We start from the raw sequence: 17,290 nt of genomic DNA, 5'->3' as shown, positions 1-17,290 counted from the left end.
CCTCGCCCAGAGTTGGTCAAGCGCTTGTGCGCCGGGGAGCAAGAACAAGGTGCCGCAGAGCACATCGGAGGCGGGTCGCACGACGGCGTCCGCATCAACGCCGTTGCCGTCAATCGCCACCACCGGGGCACGCAGCTGGCGCGACTTCGCGCTGCTGCTGGCGCTGGCCTGCTGCTGGAGCTCGACCTATCCGCTGGCCAAGCTGGCGCTGGACACGATCCCACCCATCACCTTCATCGCGGCGCGCTCGCTGATCGCGGCCGCCTTCCTGTTCGCGATCCTGTGGATGCGCGGCGTCACGATCCCGACCGACGCGAAAGCCTGGAAGCTGTTCGCGACCCAGCAATTGATCAACTCGACCTTTCCGTTCCTGATCATCACCTGGTCGCAGCAATATGTGCCGGCGTCGAACACGGTGGTGCTGGCTTCGACGACGCCGATCTTCGCCTTCCTGATCACATCGCTGATCACGCGGCACGAGCCGGCGACGCTGCTCAAGCTCGCGGGCGCGATCCTCGGGCTTGCCGGCACGATTCTCATCGTCGGCCTCGATGCGCTGCGCGGGCTCAGTCGCGAGATCATCGCGGAGGTCGCGATCCTCTTCGCCACCATCTCGTTTGCCTGCGCCACGATCTTCGGCCTGCGCCTGTCCGATTACGACCCGATGGTGGTGGCGGCCGGTTCGCTGCTGTTCGGCGGCATCATCCTGCTGCCGCCCTCGCTTCTCATCGACCAGCCCTGGACGCTGCACCCGACGCCGACCGCGATCACCGCCACCATCGTCATGGGCATCGTGTCGAGCGCATTGGGCTTGATGCTGTTCTATGTCTGCCTCGGGCGGCTCGGCACGCTCACGACGAACGCCCAAGGCTATTTGCGCATCCCGATCGGCGTCGGCCTCTCCGTGCTGCTGCTCGGCGAGAGCGTGCCGTCGAACCTCGCGCTGGGTCTGCTGCTGGTCATGGCCGGTGTTGCGGCAATGACGGTGCCGACCGAACGGCTGAAGCTGCGCTAGAGCGGGATGAGATGGGGCGTAGCGGCCGCCACGAGGAAGATGCGCCCCCTTCTTCCGCTCCATTTTTGTGACGAGCCCGACCCCTCCTGATTGAGCTGACTTTCGGTCAGGCGCTAGTGATGCGCAACCATAGCTGCGCCGCCTGAAACAAATGAATGATTGTCGATCGAAGGCTGGCCGCTACTTGGCCTCGTCCGCGAGCATTTTCCGGTATTTTTCCACGTCGCGCGTCACGAGCTTTTGCAGCACTTCCGGCGTGTGCTCGTCGGGATCGGGCGCAACGGTCGAGAGGTCAGCGAAGCGCTTCTTCACCGCGTCGGATTCCACAGCCGTGCGCGCGGCGGCATTCAGCTTGGCGATCACGGCCGGCGGGGTGCCCTTGGGCGCGAACAGGCCGTTCCAGCCCTGCGCCTCGAATTCGGCTAGGCCGGCTTCGGCTGATGTCGGCAGATCGGGCAAAGAGGCCAGCCGCACGGTCGAGCCGACCACGAGGCCCTTTACCAGCTTGTCGTTGATTGCTTGCGAGACGGAGGCGGCCGCATCGCAGACGCCGTCGATCTGGCCGCCGATCGCATCGGTCAGCGCGGGCGCGGCACCGCGATAGCCGACCAGCGTCGCGTCGATCCCGGCGGCGGTGACGAAGCTCTTGCAGATCAGATAGTTCGAGGAGCCGACGCCGGCATGGCCGAGATTGATCTTGCCTGGATTGGCCTTGGCGTAGGCGATGAACTCTTTCAGGTCCTTGGCCGGAAAATCCTTGCGCACGGCGACGACGCCGAACGTCTTCGCCACCATGGCGATCGGCACGAACGATTCCGGCGTGAACGGCAGCTTTGGATAGATCGTGTAGGTCGCCGCGTTGGTGCCGGCATTGCCGATCGCGATGGTGTAGCCGTCGGGCTCGGCGCGGGAGGCGCGTGCCAGCGCCGTCGAGCCGCCGGCGCCGGCGACGTTCTCGATCACCATGGTCTGGCCGAGCGCGATGCCCATCTGCTCGGCCACGGTCCGCGCGATCACGTCCGAGGTGCCGCCGGCCGCGAACGGCACGATCATGGTGATTGGACGCTTGGGATAATCCTGCGCGAACGCAACGGTCGCGAACGACAGCGCCGCGAGCGCGGCGAGCGAGCGCTTCAGCACGAACCAGATCACGCGGCTTTTTCCAAATGCTGGACGAGGCCGGCGAACAGGCCGCGGCCGTCAGTGCAGCCCATGATGTCTTCGACGTGGTTTTCCGGATGCGGCATCATGCCGAGCACGTTGCCCTTGTCGTTGACGATGCCGGCGATGGAATGCGCCGCGCCGTTGATGTTATGGGTCTCATCAACCACGCCCTCAGGGGAGCAGTAGCGATAGAGCACCCGCCCCTCGCCTTCGAGCCGCTTGATAGTCTCTTCGTCCGCCTCGTAATTGCCCTCGCCATGCGCGACGGGCACGCGGATCACCTGCCCGGCATTGTAGCCGCGGGTGAACGGCGTGTCGGAACGCTCGACCCGCAGATGCACGTCGTGGCAGATGAATTTCAGCCGCGCATTGCGCATCAAGACGCCCGGCAACAGGCCGGATTCGCAGAGGATCTGGAAACCGTTGCAGACGCCGAGCACGAGGCCGCCCTTGGCTGCATAGTCGCGCACCGCGTCCATTACGGGCGCGCGCGCCGCGATCGCGCCGCAGCGCAAATAGTCGCCATAGGAGAAGCCGCCCGGCACCACCACGAGGTCGGTGCCCGCAGGCAGTGAAGTCTCGGCGTGCCACACCATCACGGGCTCGCGGCCGGAGATCAGCCTCAAGGCACGCGCCATGTCGCGCTCGCGGTTGATTCCGGGAAAGACGAGGATGGCGGCTTTCATGGCGTAATGTTCCGACGGTGGCTGGAATCGAGATGGCAGGGAGGGCCAATTCGCCAAGAGACATAACGATTTGACGGGGATTTTACCAGTGCTAGCCTCGGCAAAGGGCCTTGTACACAGGCCATGGCCGCATGCGGTTTGGCCGCTCGAATTGCCCGGGATTGAAGCCATGAACGTCCCGTCGCTGTCCGCATCTCCTGCCGAACCGGTGTCCGCCGAGGGCGTCGTCGCGGCCGGCGCCTATGTCGACGGCCGCCGCGTTGCCAATATCGCCATCAGCGAGGCCTCGAGCTGGCGGGCCAAGCCCGGACACGTGGTCTGGATCGGCCTGCACGAACCCGACATGGCGCTCCTCGGCGCCGTGCAGAAGCAGTTCGATTTGCACGAGCTCGCCATCGAGGACGCCAACCACGCCCATCAGCGGCCCAAGATCGAGCAATATGGCGAGGCTCTGTTCATCGTCGCGCGCACCGCGCAATTGATCGAGGGCCGCATCGCCTTCGGCGAGACGCACATCTTCGTCGGCGAAGGCTATCTGGTGTCGGTGCGCCACGGCGCTTCGACCTCCTACACGCCGGTACGCGAACGCTGCGAAAGCTGCCCGCGGGCGCTGGCGCGCGGCGAGGATTACATCCTCTACGCCATCCTCGATTTCATCGTCGACAATTACTCGCCCGTGCTCGAAAGCATTCACGATGAAGTCGAGGCCATCGAGGACGACGTGCTCTCCAAGCCGATCAGCAAGGCGCAGATCGAGCGGCTTTACATGCTGCGCCGCGACCTGTTGCGGCTCAGGACCGCGATCGGCCCGCTGGTGGAGGTTTGCCGCCGGCTGGAGCACGACGAACTCGCCATGGTGCGCCAAGCCATGCAGCCGCTGTTCCGCGACGTCACGGACCACGTCCGCAACATCCAGGAGCGCATCGATTCCATGCGCGAGGTGCTGGCCTTCGCCTTCGAGGCGAGCCTGCTGGTCGGCCAGGCGCAGGAGACGGCGGTGTCCAAGAAGCTCGCCTCCTGGCTCGCGATCATCGCCATCCCGACTGCCCTCGCCGGCATCTACGGCATGAACTTCAAGCACATGCCGGAGCTGGAATGGGAATACGGCTATTACATGCTGCTCGGCGTGATGCTGACGGCATGCGGCGCGCTGTACTGGCGTTTTCGCAGCGTGGGATGGCTGTGAGCGGCACGCGCATTAGACGATCTCGACCCGATAATTCTCGATCACGGTGTTCGCCAGCAGCTTGTCGGCGGCTTCCTTCAGCGCGGCTTCCGCCTTGGCCTTGTCGGCGCCGGCGAGCTCGATGTCGAACACCTTGCCTTGCCGGACGCTGGCGATGCCGTCGACGCCGAGCGACTTCAGCGCGCCTTCGATGGCCTTGCCTTGCGGATCGAGGATACCCGTTTTCAAGGTAACGGTAACACGTGCCTTCACGTCAAAGATCCTCTTTCAGCTTTTCACCAGCACTGGGCCGGAGCCCTGCGGACGCTCGTTCTCCATGAGGATGCCGAGGCGCTTTGCGACTTCGGTATAGGCCTCGAGCAGGCCGCCAAGGTCTCTGCGGAAGCGGTCCTTGTCGAGCTTCTCGTTCGACTTGATGTCCCATAGACGGCAGGAGTCCGGCGAGATCTCGTCGGCGACGATAATCCGCATCATCTCGTTCTCGAACAGGCGGCCGCACTCCATCTTGAAGTCGACGAGGCGGATGCCGATGCCGAGGAAGAGGCCGGTGAGGAAATCGTTGACGCGGATGGCGAGCGCCATGATGTCGTCGATCTCCTGCGGCGTCGCCCAGCCGAACGCAGTGATGTGCTCTTCCGACACCATGGGGTCGTTGAGCTGGTCATTCTTGTAGTAGAACTCGATGATCGAACGGGGCAGTTGGGTGCCCTCCTCGATGCCGAGGCGCTGCGACAGCGAGCCGGCGGCAACGTTCCGCACCACCACTTCCAGCGGCACGATCTCGACCTCGCGAATCAACTGCTCGCGCATGTTGAGCCGGCGGATGAAATGGGTCGGCACCCCGATGTCGTTGAGGTGCTGAAACAGGTACTCCGAGATCCGGTTGTTGAGGACACCCTTGCCCTCGATCACCTGATGCTTTTTCGCATTGAACGCGGTGGCGTCATCCTTGAAGTGCTGGATCAGGGTACCGGGCTCCGGGCCTTCATAGAGAACCTTTGCCTTGCCTTCATAAATGCGACGCCGACGGCTCATTGGGATGTACCGTGTTTTGTTGAAATCCATGAATCTGGTGTGCTCCGGTTGACTAGGATTACGACCCACAGCGGAGCTGCCGTGAACGGCCTGGAACCTCTGGAAACAGAACAGGAACCAAACCTTCAGGCAACCTATCCGATTGGCTGTCCCAGCACAATCGATCCGGTCCATCCGACGCCGACTTATACCGCCTTGACTGCGGCTTAACGGCCCGTTGTTTTGCCGATATCTGCTATCTATGTAGGCATGCAGTCGGGGCGCCGCAACGGAAGGCTCCGCTCCATTCAGAGGGATTTGGAACAAGGCATGAGCGAGTTCGACAAGCGGCAGGAAGGTTTCGAGAAGAAGTTCGCCCTCGACGAGGAGCAGAAATTCAAGGCAGAGGCCCGCCGCAACCGGCTGCTCGGCCTGTGGGCGGCGGAAAAGCTCGGCATCACCGGCGATGCCGCCACTGCCTATGCCAAGGAGGTGGTCGCGGCGGATTTCGAGGAGGCCGGCGATGCCGACGTCCTGCGCAAGATCATGGCCGATTTCGCCGCCAAGAACGTTGCCGTCACCGAGCAGGCGATTCGCGCCAAGATGAGCGAATTGCTCGCAGTGGCGGCCGCCGAGGTGAAGGCGGGAAAGTAGACGCGAGGCGCATCCACACACACCATCGTTCCGGGGCGGTCCGCAGGTCCGAACTCAGGTGCGCAAGTGCGCACCTGAGAATCTCGGAATTCCGGATCGCCGCTGGCGCGGCGTCTGGAATGACAGAGCTGAATCACCCCTCCTTGAAGCCGTATTCCGGCACGTTACCGCTGGCGCCGTAATATTTGTACGGCAGGAACTTGCCGCTCATGGTGATCTTGACGCGGTCGCCCTTCGGGTTGGCGACGCGCTCGATTCCCATGTCGAAGTCGATCGCCGACATGATGCCGTCGCCGAACTCTTCCTCGATCAGCGCCTTCCAGGCCGGGCCGTTCACCATCACCATTTCGTAGAAGCGATAGATCAGGGGATCGGTCGGCGGCATCGGCGTGCCGGTGCCGCGCATCGGCACCTCGTTGAGCATCGCAACTTCCGCCTTCGACAGGCCGAACAGCTCGCCGGCGTTGGCGGCCTGCGGTTTTGTCAATTTCATCTGGCCGAGGATCGCGCCCGTTATCAGCACTTCGGAATAGCCGCCGATCTTCTCGCAGATGTATTTCCAACTCCAGCCCTTCTCGCGCTTGATGTCGAGCAGCTTTTCGGTGAGGTCTTCGCGTTTCATGTCAGGGTCTCCTCTTGGTTCGGCATTGTGCCGGGCCTGCCGCTTTGGGAGGCACGAAGCGTGCCAATAAATGAGGCTAGCGCTTCATGGCGGCGCCTCTCGTGACGGCAAGTCCGTGAATCCGCCTGACCGCCCGCTCGTCGATGATGTCCTCTCCGCGCGTTCTCCAGCGACTGCGATAAGAGCAACGTTATCGAAGACGTTGCTCGACGAAGCAGCCAATAGTCTTTGTTCGATGGTGGCACCCTGTCTGAGGCTACCTGCTACGAAGCGCTCGATCCTTCCGACATCAGCCCCTGCAGCCGCACCAGCTCCGCCTCCAGATCGCGCTCCACGTCCGCCGCCCGGATCTCCAGCACGCGATAATCCCGCGCCTCCAGCCAAGCCTGCCGCGACGCGCGATCTGCCGCAATGGCTTCCCCTTCGCCCGCGTTGACCAGCTCGATCGCGATCCGGTGCGGGAAGGAGACGAAGTCGGGAATGTGCCGCCCCACTGGGGTCTGGCGCTTGAACTGGCCGGCGAAGCGGCGGTCGCGGGTCAGCGCCTGCCACAGCAGGCGCTCGGCGTCGGTCGGGTTGCGGCGGAGCAGGCGCGCGAGCCCGCGCACAGTCGAGCCGCTGTCAGGCACGCTGCCGCCCTGCCCGTGCTCGGCCAAGAGCGCGCGCAGGCGCGTCGCCTGCTCGCCGTCGAGCACGCCGCCCTTGGCCGGGCCCTTGCGGCCTTCCGCGATCGCCATCACCACGCCGTGCAGCGTGTGCATGTCCTGCTTGGTCGGCTCCATCCGGGTGAAGATGTTGCGCAGGTTGACCAGCATGGTGTCCCGCTTCTCGGCCGGGCGCAAAAATTCCACCTTGTCGAGCTCGCGCACGAGGTTGTCGAAGAAGGCCTGCATCTGGTGCTGCGAGGCGCGTTCGGAGCGCTCGGGCATGCCGTGCGGCAGCTCGCCTGACGTGGCGCGCTTGAACCATTCATAGCCGACCAGCAGCACGGCCTGGGCGAGGTTGAGCGAGGCAAAGCCAGGATTGACCGGGAAGGTGATGATACGGTTGGCGAGCCCGACCTCCTCGTTGGTCAGGCCCCAGCGCTCCCGGCCGAACAGGATACCGGCCTTGCCCCCTGTGGCGATGTGACCCGAGATCTCGGCCGCTGCCGCCTCCGGCCCGACCACCGGCTTGGCCTGGTCGTGGGCCCGCGCCGTGGTGGCGAACAACAGATCGAGATCGGCGACGGCCTCTTCCACCGTCTCGAACAGTTCGGCCTTTTCCAGAATGTGGTCGGCGCCGGCCGCGGCGCGCTGCGCGGCGATGTTGGGCCAGCCGTCGCGGGGATTGACGATGCGCAAGGCGGCAAGCGCAAAATTGCCCATGGCGCGCGCGGCCATGCCGATGTTTTCCCCGAGCTGCGGCTCGACCAGGATCACGATGGGACCGTCGAGGGAAAGCCCCGCTTTGCTCTTGTCAGTCCCCGACATCTCACTTCGCTTTCACGCTGTCTCTCAAGGCCTTGCAGAGGCCGCTTCAGGAGTTGATTCAAGCCGGCCCACCGGACCGGCCGCATCGCCGCTTGTCGTTTGCCTGTCCTGACAGAATTCTCAAGGGAAATAACGGCTTGGATTCGACTTTTGAATCTCGCCTGGAACGTCAGCCCGGCCCGGCCGGGGAGCCGGCTGCCGCTTCCCGTCTGCGCAAGCTGGATGGGCTAAAAGTGCATAATCCCTTGGCTTTCGCCCGCCGCGCGGCGGTGCTAAGAGGCGCCGGATATTCCCGTGGCGCGCCCAAAGCGCCGTTCCCAAGAGGCTTCCCCGATCATGGCAAAAATCAAGGTATCCAATCCCGTCGTCGAACTCGATGGCGACGAGATGACCCGGATCATCTGGCAGTACATCAAGGACAAGCTGATCAACCCGTTCCTTGACGTCGAGCTGCTCTATTTCGACCTGGGGATGGAATACCGCGACCACACCAACGATCAGGTCACCATCGACGCCGCCGAGGCGATCAAGAAGGTCGGCGTCGGCGTCAAGTGCGCCACCATCACCCCTGATGAAGCCCGGGTGAAGGAGTTCAATCTCAAACAGATGTGGAAGTCGCCGAACGGCACCATCCGCAACATCCTCGGCGGCGTGATCTTCCGCGAGCCGATCATCTGCAAGAACGTGCCGCGTCTCGTTCCCGGCTGGACCAAGCCGATCATCATTGGCCGCCACGCCTATGGCGACCAGTACCGCGCCACGGATATCAAGTTCCCGGGCAAGGGCACCCTCTCGCTGAAGTTCGTCGGCGAGGACGGCACCGTGATCGAGAAGGAAGTGTTCAAGGCGCCGGGCGCCGGCGTCGCCATGGAGATGTACAATCTCGATGACTCCATCATCGACTTCGCCCGCGCCTCCTTCAACTACGGCCTGCTGCGCGGCTACCCGGTCTATCTGTCGACCAAGAACACGATTCTGAAGGTCTATGACGGCCGCTTCAAGGACATCTTCCAGGATATCTTCGACCGCGAGTTCAAGAAGGAATTCGACGCCAAGGGCCTGACCTATGAGCACCGCCTGATCGACGACATGGTGGCCTCGGCGCTGAAATGGTCCGGCGGCTACGTCTGGGCCTGTAAGAATTACGATGGCGACGTGCAGTCCGACACGGTTGCGCAGGGCTACGGCTCGCTCGGCCTGATGACCTCGGTGCTGCTCACCCCCGACGGCAAGACGGTGGAAGCCGAAGCCGCCCACGGCACGGTGACCCGCCACTACCGCGAGCACCAGAAGGGCAAGGAGACCTCAACCAATTCCATCGCCTCGATCTTCGCCTGGACGCGCGGCCTGTCGCATCGCGCCAAGCTCGACAACAATGCCGAGCTCGCCAAGTTCGCGAACACGCTGGAGAAGGTCTGCGTCGACACCGTCGAAGCCGGCTACATGACCAAGGATCTCGCACTCTTGGTCGGCGCCGACCAGCGCTGGCTCTCGACCACCGGCTTTCTCGACAAGGTCGCCGAGAACCTCACGAAGGCGCTGGCAGCGTAAGCTGGCGTCTCGCCTCAACCGTCATTGCGAGCGAAGCGAAGCAATCCAGACTGCCTCCACGGCGGACACTGGATTGCTCCATCGCATCAGCGCAAAATAGCTCTGCAATTTTGTCGCGAGCTCCTCGCAACGACGACACTTGTGTCCGAGGAAGCATCATGCCGACCCCGTCCTCGCCGAACGGGGGATACGGGGTTTTAAGCGCCTGCCATCGCCTTTTCGATCGCCGAGAGCGCCGCGGCCGCATTGGCGCCGTCAGGGCCGCCGGCCTGCGCCATGTCGGGCCGGCCGCCGCCGCCCTTGCCGCCGAGCGCTTCGGACGCGATGCGCACCAAGTTCACGGCGTTGAAGCGCGCGGTCAGATCCTGTGTCACGCCGACCACGACACCGGCCTTGCCGTCCTCGGTGACGCCGACGATAGCGACGACGCCGGAGCCGATCTGCTTCTTGCCGTCGTCGGCAAGGCTCTTGAGATCCTTCATCTCGATGCCCTCGACCGCGCGCGCCATCAGCTTGACGTCGCCGACCTCGCGCACGCCCGCCGCCGCGCCGTTGCTCGATGACGCGCCGCCGCCCATCGCGAGCTTCTTGCGCGCGTCGGAGAGCTCGCGCTCGAGCTTCTTGCGTTCCTCCATCAGCGCGGCGATGCGCGCCGGCACGTCGTCGATGGAGGTGCGCAGCTCGTTCGCCGCAATCTTCGCCAGCGCCATGGTGTCATTGGCGTGCTTGCGCGCATAATTGCCGGTCAGCGCCTCGATGCGGCGCACGCCTGAGGCGACCGCGCTCTCGCTCGTGAGCGTGATCAGACCGATGTCGCCGGTCCGCTTCACATGCGTGCCGCCGCAGAGCTCGACCGACCAGCCGAGCGTGTTGGCGCCGCGCTCGCGTGCGGTCCTGCCCATCGAGACGACGCGGACCTCGTCGCCATATTTCTCGCCGAACAGGGCGCGCGCCCCCGCCTCACGGGCTTCATCGACGCCCATGATACGCGTGGTGACCTCGTCGTTCTCCAGCACCACGTCGTTGGCGATGTCCTCGACGCGGGCGAGCTCCTCGGCCGTGATCGGCTTCGGATGCACGAAGTCGAAGCGCAGCCGGTCGGGCGCGACCATCGAGCCGCGCTGAGCGATGTGGTCGCCGAGCACCTGGCGCAGCGCCTCGTGGATGAGGTGCGTCGCCGAGTGGTGGGCGCGGATCGACGCACGACGCGAATGATCCACCTCGAGCTGGAGCGCGGTGCCGAGCTTCACTTCGCCGCTCTCGACCGTGCCGATATGGACGAAGAGATCGCCGAGCTTCTTCTGCGTGTCGGTGATGCGGACCTTGATGCCGCCCTCGCCGAGCAGCACGCCGGTGTCGCCGACCTGGCCGCCGGATTCCGCATAGAATGGTGTCTGGTTCAGCACGATCGCGCCGGTCTCGCCGGCCTTGAGGCTGTCCGCCTCCTTGCCGTCCTTGACCAGCGCGGAAACCACGCCTTCGGCGCTCTCGGTCTCGTAGCCGAGGAATTCGGTCGCACCCAGCTTCTCACGCAGCGGGAACCAGATCGCTTCGGAAGCCGCCTCGCCAGAACCCTTCCAGGACTCGCGCGCCTTGGCCTTCTGACGCTCCATCGCATCAGAGAACGCCGCCTGGTCGACGCCGATGCCGCGCGACTTCAGCGCGTCCTGCGTCAGGTCCAGCGGGAAGCCGTAGGTATCGTAGAGCGTGAAGGCGACGTCGCCGTCGAACATGTCGCCCTTCTTCAAGGACGCGCTCTTCTCATCGAGGATGGCAAGTCCGCGCGACAGCGTCTTGCGGAAGCGGGTCTCTTCCAGCCGCAGCGTCTCCTCGATCAGCTTCTCTGCGCGGACCAGTTCCGGAAGGGCCTGGCCCATCTCGCGCACCAGCGCCCAGACCAGGCGATGCATCAGCGGTTCTTTCGCGCCCAAAAGCTGCGCATGGCGCATCGCGCGGCGCATGATCCGGCGCAGCACATAGCCGCGGCCCTCGTTCGAGGGCAGCACGCCGTCGGAGATGAGGAAGGCCGAGGAGCGCAGATGGTCGGCGATGACCCGGAACGAGGCGACGGTCTGCTCGTTCGGCCCGCTGCCGAGTGCGGACGCCGCCGCGTCGATCAAATTGCGGAACAGGTCGGTCTCGAACACGCTCTCGACGCCCTGGAGAATGCAGGCCATGCGCTCCAGGCCCATGCCGGTGTCGATCGAGGGACGCGGCAAGCCCACGCGCTCCTCCTTCGTCACCTGCTCGTACTGCATGAAGACGAGATTCCAGAATTCGAGGAAGCGGTCGCCGTCCTCCTCGGGCGAGCCCGGAGGCCCGCCCCAGATGTGCTCGCCGCGGTCGATGAAGATCTCCGAGCACGGGCCGCACGGGCCGGTGTCGCCCATCGCCCAGAAATTGTCCGAAGTCGGAATCCGGATGATGCGGTCGTCGGAGAAGCCGGCGATCTTCTTCCACAGGCCCGCCGCCTCGTCGTCGGTGTGGTAGACCGTGACGAGCAGCTTGTTCTTCTTCAGCCCGAACTCGCTGGTGATCAGTTTCCAGGCGAGCTCGATCGCGCGCTCCTTGAAATAGTCGCCGAACGAGAAGTTGCCGAGCATCTCGAAGAAGGTGAGATGGCGCGCGGTGTAGCCGACATTGTCGAGGTCGTTGTGCTTGCCGCCGGCGCGCACGCATTTCTGCGAGGTGGTGGCGCGCTGATAGGGCCGCTTCTCGACGCCGGTGAAGACGTTCTTGAACTGCACCATGCCGGCATTGGTGAACATCAAGGTCGGATCGTTGCGCGGCACGAGTGGCGAGGACGGCACGATCTCGTGGCCGTTCTCGGCAAAGAAGTTCAAAAAGGTCGACCTGATCTCGTTGACGCCGCTCATGTTCATCCAATCGGGTATGCTTGGGCCCGCTTCTCGCCATCCAAAACAGACGCTAAAGGCTGATATCTGCGGGCCAAAGCGCTTTTAGACAAGGCCAGCTTCGCTGTCCAGAAACTGTGCAAGGAGATGTGCAAGCAGATCAGTAGGTTGCCGCAGTCGCGCAATCCCGGTTGAAAGCCGATGCCGGCCGCGTTGACAGGCTTGGCCAGGCTGTGGTCTTTACCTATCTGTATCGTACGGCCACGTCGGGAGAGACCGGCTTTAGGCAGCCGGCGCCGAAGGAGCAACCGCCCCGGAAACTCTCAGGCAAAAGGACCGCGTGGCTTTGACAACATCTGGAAAGAGGCGCCGACGGGGGTTAAGACCCGGACAGCGTCCGCCGACGGGATAATACTCTCAGGCACAGCGACAGATGGGGCTTCGATGGGTTGCTGCCGGGGAATCGTCCCCGGGGAACCGCCGAGGGCCCCTGTAATGCCTGCACCCGACGACCACGATTCCCTCCTCCGACGTACCCCGCTCCACGCCCTGCATGTGTCCCAGAGCGGCAAGATGGTGCCGTTCGCGGGCTATGACATGCCCGTGCAGTACCCTGCGGGCGTGCTGAAGGAGCATCTCCACACCCGCGCCTCCGCCGGCCTGTTCGACGTCTCCCACATGGGGCAGATCGCGCTACGGCCGAAATCCGGCAAGGTCGAGGACGCCGCCCGTGCGCTGGAGCGGCTGGTGCCGCAGGATATCATTGCGATTGCACCGGGACGGCAGCGCTACGCCCAGTTCACCAATGCGGATGGCGGCATCCTTGACGATTTGATGGTCGCCAATTTCGGCGATCACCTGTTCCTGGTCGTCAATGCCGCCTGCAAGGACGCCGACGAGGCGCATCTGCGCGTGCATCTCTCCGACGACTGCGTCATCGATCCCCTGGACGGCCGCGCGCTGATCGCGCTCCAGGGCCCGAAGGCGGAAACGGCGCTGGCGAAATGGTGTGCAGAGGCGCCGTCCATGAAATTCATGGATGCCGGCCCGCGCGAGGTCGCCGGCCTCCCCTGTTTCGTCTCGCGCTCGGGCTATACCGGCGAGGACGGGTTCGAGATTTCCGTGCCCGCTGGCGATGCCGAGCGCCTCGCCAAGACGCTGCTCGAAAACCCGGACGTGCTGCCGATCGGGCTCGGGGCCCGCGACAGCCTGCGGCTGGAGGCCGGGCTCTGTCTCTACGGCCACGACATCGACACCACGACCACGCCGGTCGAAGCCGCGCTGGAATGGTCGGTGCAGAAGAGCCGCCGCAGCGGTGGGACGCGCGCCGGCGGCTTCCCCGGCGCCGAGAAGATTCTCGCCCATTTCGACCAGGGTGCATCCCGCCGCCGCGTCGGCCTGCGCACTGAGGGACGCGCGCCGGTGCGGGAGGGCGCGCTGCTGTTTGCGGATGCGACGGCGGGCGAGCCGATCGGCAAGGTTACATCGGGCGGCTTCGGCCCGAGCCTGAATGCGCCGGTGGCGATGGGCTATGTGCCCACGAGCCAGAGCGCGCTCGGCACCAAGCTGTTCGCCGAGGTGCGCGGCCAGCGCCTAGCCGTCGAGGTCGCCGCCATGCCCTTCGTGAAAAACACCTACAAACGCTGAGGATTCGCCCATGACCACGACGCTGTACACCTCCGACCACGAATGGCTCGCCATCGAGGGCGACATCGCCACCGTCGGGATCACCGATTACGCGCAGCAGCAGCTCGGCGACGTCGTGTTCGTCGAGCTGCCCAAGATCGGCCGCGTGCTGAAGAAGGCAGAAGCCGCCGCGGTCGTGGAATCCGTCAAGGCCGCCTCTGACGTCTACGCGCCCGTTACGGGCGAGGTGCTCGAGACCAATCCCGCACTCGCGGCCGAGCCCGCGCTGGTGAACACGGATGCGCAGGGCGCGGCCTGGTTCTTCAAGATCAAGATTGCCGACAGAAACGAGCTCGGCGGCCTCATGGATGAGGCTGCGTACAAAGCGCATACGGCGTGAGATGAAGCAAGTAGCCGCCTCACACTCACTGTCATGCCTCGCGAAGGCGGGGCATCCAGTCGACGCAGCCGCTTCGGCTAGAGCCGAGGGGCCACGGCGTATTGGATCGTCCGCCCCTGTGCGCAAGTGCGCACAAGGCGGACGATGACAGCAACTCCTAGCGAGGACCCTATGATGACCGCGCACCGCAAATCCAACGGCGACACCGCCGCCAGCTTCGTTCGCCGCCACATTGGCCCCTCGACGCGCGACGTCACCGCAATGCTCGAGGCCGTCAGCGCCAAGAGCGTCGATGCGCTGATGGGGGAGACGCTGCCGGCCTCGATCCGGCAGGCCGCCCCGCTCGATCTCGGCAAAGCCTTGAGCGAAACCGAGGCGATCGCGCATATGGGCGAGCTCGCGCGGCAGAACCAGGTCTTCACCTCGCTGATCGGTCAGGGCTATTCCGGCACGATCCTGCCCGCGGTGATCCAGCGCAACATCCTGGAGAATCCGGCCTGGTACACGGCGTATACGCCCTACCAGCCCGAAATCAGCCAGGGCCGGCTCGAGGCGCTGCTCAATTTCCAGACCATGATCTGCGACCTCACCGGGCTCGACGTTGCCAACGCCTCGCTGCTCGACGAGGCGACCGCGGCGGCCGAAGCCATGGCGCTCGCCGAGCGGCACTCACAGGTGAAGGCAAAAGCCTTCTTCGTCGACAAGGACGTGCATCCGCAGACGCTCGCGGTGATGCGCACCCGCGCCGAGCCGCTCGGCTGGAGCCTGATCGTCGGCGATCCCCTCACCGATCTCGCTAAGAGTGACGTGCTAGGTGCGCTGCTGCAATATCCGGGCTCGTCGGGCGCGGTGCGGGACCTGCGTCCCGCGATCGCGACACTGCGCGCCAAGGGCGCGCTCGCGATCGTCGCCGCCGATCTGCTGGCACTGACGCTGCTCGCCTCGCCCGGCGAGCTAGGGGCCGACATCGCGATCGGCTCGGCGCAGCGCTTTGGCGTGCCGATGGGCTATGGCGGACCGCATGCGGCCTATATGGCGGTGCGCGACGCGCTGAAGCGCTCGCTGCCGGGCCGCATCGTCGGCCTCTCCGTGGATTCGCGCGGGATGCCGGCCTATCGCCTCGCCCTCCAGACCCGCGAGCAGCACATCCGCCGCGAGAAGGCGACCTCCAACATCTGCACCGCGCAGGTGCTCCTCGCCGTGATCGCCTCGATGTACGCGGTCTATCACGGCCCCGAGGGCCTGACGCAGATCGCGCAAAATGTGCATCGCCGCGCGACCGTGCTCGCCACCGGCCTGCGCAAGCTCGGCTTTGCGCTCCAATCGGAGACCTTCTTCGACACGCTCAGCGTCGATGCTGGCGCCAAGCGTGCCGAGATCATTGCGCGCGCGACCGCCGAGACAATCAATCTCGGCATCAGTGAAACCGCGCTTCGCATTGCGCTCGACGAGACCACGACGCCTGCAACGGTGGAAGCGGTTTGGCGCGCCTTCGGCGGCACACTTGCCTATGCCGAGATCGACGCCGAGACGCGCGAGGCGCTGCCGGACGACTTGAAGCGCACGACCGCTTTCCTCACCCATCCGGTGTTCCATGCGCATCGCTCGGAGACCGAGATGCTGCGCTACATGCGCAAGCTCAGTGATCGCGACCTCGCGCTCGACCGCGCGATGATTCCGCTGGGATCCTGCACCATGAAGCTGAACGCGACCACCGAGATGATGCCGCTGACCTGGCCGGAGTTTGCGACGCTGCACCCGTTCGCCCCGCGCGAGCAGGCCGCCGGCTATCACGCGCTGTTCGCGCGGCTTGAAAAGTGGCTGTGCGACATCACCGGCTATGATGCGATCTCACTGCAGCCGAATTCCGGCGCGCAAGGCGAATATGCCGGGCTGCTCGCGATCCGCGGCTATCATGCCGCGCGCGGACAGAGCCACCGCAAGATCTGCCTGATCCCCTCCTCCGCCCATGGCACCAACCCGGCCTCGGCCGCGATGGTCGGCATGGACGTGGTGGTGGTCGCCTGCGACAAGAACGGCGACGTCGACGTTGGTGATCTCCGCGCCAAGGCCGAGAAACATTCGAATGACCTCGCCGCTGTGATGATCACCTATCCCTCGACGCATGGCGTGTTCGAAGAGCACATCCGCGAGATTTGCGACATCGTCCATGGCCATGGCGGCCAGGTGTATCTTGACGGCGCCAACCTCAACGCGCAGGTCGGGCTGTCCCGGCCCGGCGATTACGGCGCCGATGTCAGCCACCTCAACCTGCACAAGACCTTCTGCATCCCGCATGGCGGCGGCGGCCCCGGCATGGGCCCGATCGGCGTAAGAGCTCATCTCGCCCCGTTCCTCCCCGGTCATCCCGCGACCAAGGCGGATGCACCCGTCGGCCCGGTGTCGGCCGCGCCGTTCGGCTCGGCCTCGATCCTCACGATCTCCTACATCTATATCTTGATGATGGGCGGCGAAGGGTTGAAGCGCGCGACCGAGATTGCGATCCTCAACGCCAATTACATCGCGGCAAGGCTCGATCCGCACTTCCCGGTGCTCTACAAGAACGCCAAGGGCCGTGTCGCGCATGAGTGCATCGTCGATCCCCGGCCGCTGAAGACGACCTCAGGCGTCACCGTCGACGACATCGCAAAACGCCTGATCGATTACGGCTTCCACGCGCCGACCATGAGCTTCCCGGTGCCGGGCACACTGATGATCGAGCCGACCGAGTCGGAATCGAAGGCGGAGCTGGACCGCTTCTGCGACGCCATGATTGCGATCCGGAAGGAGATCGCCGAGGTCGAAGCCGGCCGCTTCAAGATCGAGGCCTCGCCGCTGCGCCACGCCCCGCACACCGTGCACGACATCGCCGATGATGCATGGAATCGCGCCTACACCCGCAGCGAGGGCTGCTTCCCCGCGGGCACCTCGCGCAGCGACAAATACTGGAGTCCGGTGGGGCGCGTCGACAACGTCTATGGCGACCGCAACCTGGTGTGCTCCTGCCCGCCGGCGAGCGATTACGCGCAAGCCGCGGAGTAGCGG

Annotated in this window: 14 protein-coding genes and 1 riboswitch; of the genes, 7 read left to right on the top strand and 7 right to left on the bottom strand. The window is 64.8% G+C overall.

Going from position 1 to position 17,290, the window contains the following annotated elements; all coding sequences use genetic code 11:
• Window positions 1-49 precede the first annotated feature (49 nt).
• Window positions 50-1,015 carry a DMT family transporter gene (locus IVA96_RS19755; RefSeq protein ID WP_247280682.1) on the top strand — a complete coding sequence of 322 codons (966 nt, stop codon included), beginning with the start codon at window positions 50-52 and terminating at the stop codon, window positions 1,013-1,015.
• 180 nt (window positions 1,016-1,195) lie between these two features.
• Here the strand turns inward: IVA96_RS19755 and IVA96_RS19750 are convergent, their stop codons facing one another.
• Entirely contained in the window at window positions 1,196-2,167 is a 972-nt protein-coding gene (locus IVA96_RS19750) for a tripartite tricarboxylate transporter substrate binding protein BugD (protein ID WP_247280681.1), read from the bottom strand.
• Window positions 2,164-2,865, bottom strand: coding sequence for a phosphoribosylformylglycinamidine synthase subunit PurQ (gene purQ, locus IVA96_RS19745; RefSeq protein ID WP_247280680.1), 702 nt, complete (start codon window positions 2,863-2,865; stop codon window positions 2,164-2,166). Before purQ ends, IVA96_RS19750 begins: the two co-directional genes overlap by 4 nt.
• Before the next feature lie 169 nt (window positions 2,866-3,034).
• Between purQ and IVA96_RS19740 the strand changes: the two genes are divergently transcribed.
• Window positions 3,035-4,051 (top strand): magnesium and cobalt transport protein CorA, encoded by a 1,017-nt coding sequence (locus tag IVA96_RS19740; RefSeq protein ID WP_247280679.1) that lies wholly within the window; start codon window positions 3,035-3,037, stop codon window positions 4,049-4,051.
• A 12-nt stretch (window positions 4,052-4,063) separates the two neighbouring features.
• Here IVA96_RS19740 and purS read toward each other — a convergent pair whose 3' ends face one another.
• Window positions 4,064-4,303, bottom strand: a complete 240-nt coding sequence (gene purS / locus IVA96_RS19735; RefSeq protein ID WP_247280678.1) for a phosphoribosylformylglycinamidine synthase subunit PurS — start codon at window positions 4,301-4,303, stop codon at window positions 4,064-4,066.
• 15 nt (window positions 4,304-4,318) lie between these two features.
• Window positions 4,319-5,086: a phosphoribosylaminoimidazolesuccinocarboxamide synthase gene (purC, locus tag IVA96_RS19730; RefSeq protein ID WP_173015815.1), complete on the bottom strand. Its 768-nt coding sequence runs from the start codon at window positions 5,084-5,086 to the stop codon at window positions 4,319-4,321.
• Window positions 5,087-5,395: 309 nt separating this feature from the next.
• Here purC and IVA96_RS19725 point away from each other — a divergent pair, with 309 nt between their 5' ends.
• Window positions 5,396-5,719, top strand: coding sequence for a DUF1476 domain-containing protein (locus IVA96_RS19725; RefSeq protein WP_247280677.1), 324 nt, complete (start codon window positions 5,396-5,398; stop codon window positions 5,717-5,719).
• Between the two features lie 133 nt (window positions 5,720-5,852).
• On the opposite strand, the gene cynS is transcribed toward IVA96_RS19725, so the two are convergent.
• Window positions 5,853-6,341, bottom strand: coding sequence for a cyanase (cynS, locus tag IVA96_RS19720; protein WP_247280676.1), 489 nt, complete (start codon window positions 6,339-6,341; stop codon window positions 5,853-5,855).
• A 263-nt stretch (window positions 6,342-6,604) separates the two neighbouring features.
• A complete protein-coding gene (locus IVA96_RS19715) occupies window positions 6,605-7,813 on the bottom strand; it encodes a TrmJ/YjtD family RNA methyltransferase (RefSeq protein WP_247418770.1) in 1,209 nt (402 codons plus the stop codon).
• 336 nt (window positions 7,814-8,149) lie between these two features.
• Between IVA96_RS19715 and IVA96_RS19710 the strand changes: the two genes are divergently transcribed.
• The gene (locus IVA96_RS19710; protein ID WP_247280674.1) at window positions 8,150-9,364 is read left to right on the top strand and encodes an NADP-dependent isocitrate dehydrogenase; all 1,215 of its coding nucleotides are present in this window, start codon (window positions 8,150-8,152) and stop codon (window positions 9,362-9,364) included.
• A gap of 197 nt (window positions 9,365-9,561) precedes the next feature.
• Here the strand turns inward: IVA96_RS19710 and alaS are convergent, their stop codons facing one another.
• Window positions 9,562-12,240: an alanine--tRNA ligase gene (alaS, locus tag IVA96_RS19705; protein ID WP_247418768.1), complete on the bottom strand. Its 2,679-nt coding sequence runs from the start codon at window positions 12,238-12,240 to the stop codon at window positions 9,562-9,564.
• 236 nt (window positions 12,241-12,476) lie between these two features.
• A riboswitch (glycine riboswitch) is annotated at window positions 12,477-12,567 on the top strand.
• A gap of 147 nt (window positions 12,568-12,714) precedes the next feature.
• Between alaS and gcvT the strand changes: the two genes are divergently transcribed.
• The 3 genes from gcvT (at window position 12,715) to gcvP (ending at window position 17,287) form a co-directional block, all read left to right on the top strand.
• Window positions 12,715-13,866 carry a glycine cleavage system aminomethyltransferase GcvT gene (gene gcvT / locus IVA96_RS19700; protein ID WP_247418766.1) on the top strand — a complete coding sequence of 384 codons (1,152 nt, stop codon included), beginning with the start codon at window positions 12,715-12,717 and terminating at the stop codon, window positions 13,864-13,866.
• 10 nt (window positions 13,867-13,876) lie between these two features.
• Window positions 13,877-14,245, top strand: a complete 369-nt coding sequence (gcvH, locus tag IVA96_RS19695) for a glycine cleavage system protein GcvH (protein WP_247280671.1) — start codon at window positions 13,877-13,879, stop codon at window positions 14,243-14,245.
• Window positions 14,246-14,419: 174 nt separating this feature from the next.
• Complete coding sequence (gcvP, locus tag IVA96_RS19690) at window positions 14,420-17,287, top strand: aminomethyl-transferring glycine dehydrogenase (RefSeq protein ID WP_247418803.1); 2,868 nt, start codon at window positions 14,420-14,422, stop codon at window positions 17,285-17,287.
• The last annotated feature ends 3 nt before the right edge of the window (window positions 17,288-17,290 follow it).

It is taken from the genome of Bradyrhizobium sp. 159, from assembly GCF_023073795.1.
Lineage (GTDB): Bacteria > Pseudomonadota > Alphaproteobacteria > Rhizobiales > Xanthobacteraceae > Bradyrhizobium.
This window is presented reverse-complemented; position numbering and strand designations above follow the sequence as displayed.

Bases quoted from the DNA above. Each gene is read 5' to 3' on its own strand.
- cynS (WP_247280676.1), bottom strand. From the start codon at position 6,341: ATGAAACGCGAAGACCTCACCGAAAAGCTGCTCGACATCAAGCGCGAG.
- IVA96_RS19710 (WP_247280674.1), top strand. From the start codon at position 8,150: ATGGCAAAAATCAAGGTATCCAATCCCGTCGTCGAACTCGATGGCGAC.
- IVA96_RS19715 (WP_247418770.1), bottom strand. From the start codon at position 7,813: ATGTCGGGGACTGACAAGAGCAAAGCGGGGCTTTCCCTCGACGGTCCC.
- purC (WP_173015815.1), bottom strand. From the start codon at position 5,086: ATGAGCCGTCGGCGTCGCATTTATGAAGGCAAGGCAAAGGTTCTCTAT.
- gcvP (WP_247418803.1), top strand. From the start codon at position 14,420: ATGACCGCGCACCGCAAATCCAACGGCGACACCGCCGCCAGCTTCGTT.
- gcvH (WP_247280671.1), top strand. From the start codon at position 13,877: ATGACCACGACGCTGTACACCTCCGACCACGAATGGCTCGCCATCGAG.
- gcvT (WP_247418766.1), top strand. From the start codon at position 12,715: ATGCCTGCACCCGACGACCACGATTCCCTCCTCCGACGTACCCCGCTC.
- IVA96_RS19740 (WP_247280679.1), top strand. From the start codon at position 3,035: ATGAACGTCCCGTCGCTGTCCGCATCTCCTGCCGAACCGGTGTCCGCC.
- IVA96_RS19725 (WP_247280677.1), top strand. From the start codon at position 5,396: ATGAGCGAGTTCGACAAGCGGCAGGAAGGTTTCGAGAAGAAGTTCGCC.
- alaS (WP_247418768.1), bottom strand. From the start codon at position 12,240: ATGAGCGGCGTCAACGAGATCAGGTCGACCTTTTTGAACTTCTTTGCC.
- purQ (WP_247280680.1), bottom strand. From the start codon at position 2,865: ATGAAAGCCGCCATCCTCGTCTTTCCCGGAATCAACCGCGAGCGCGAC.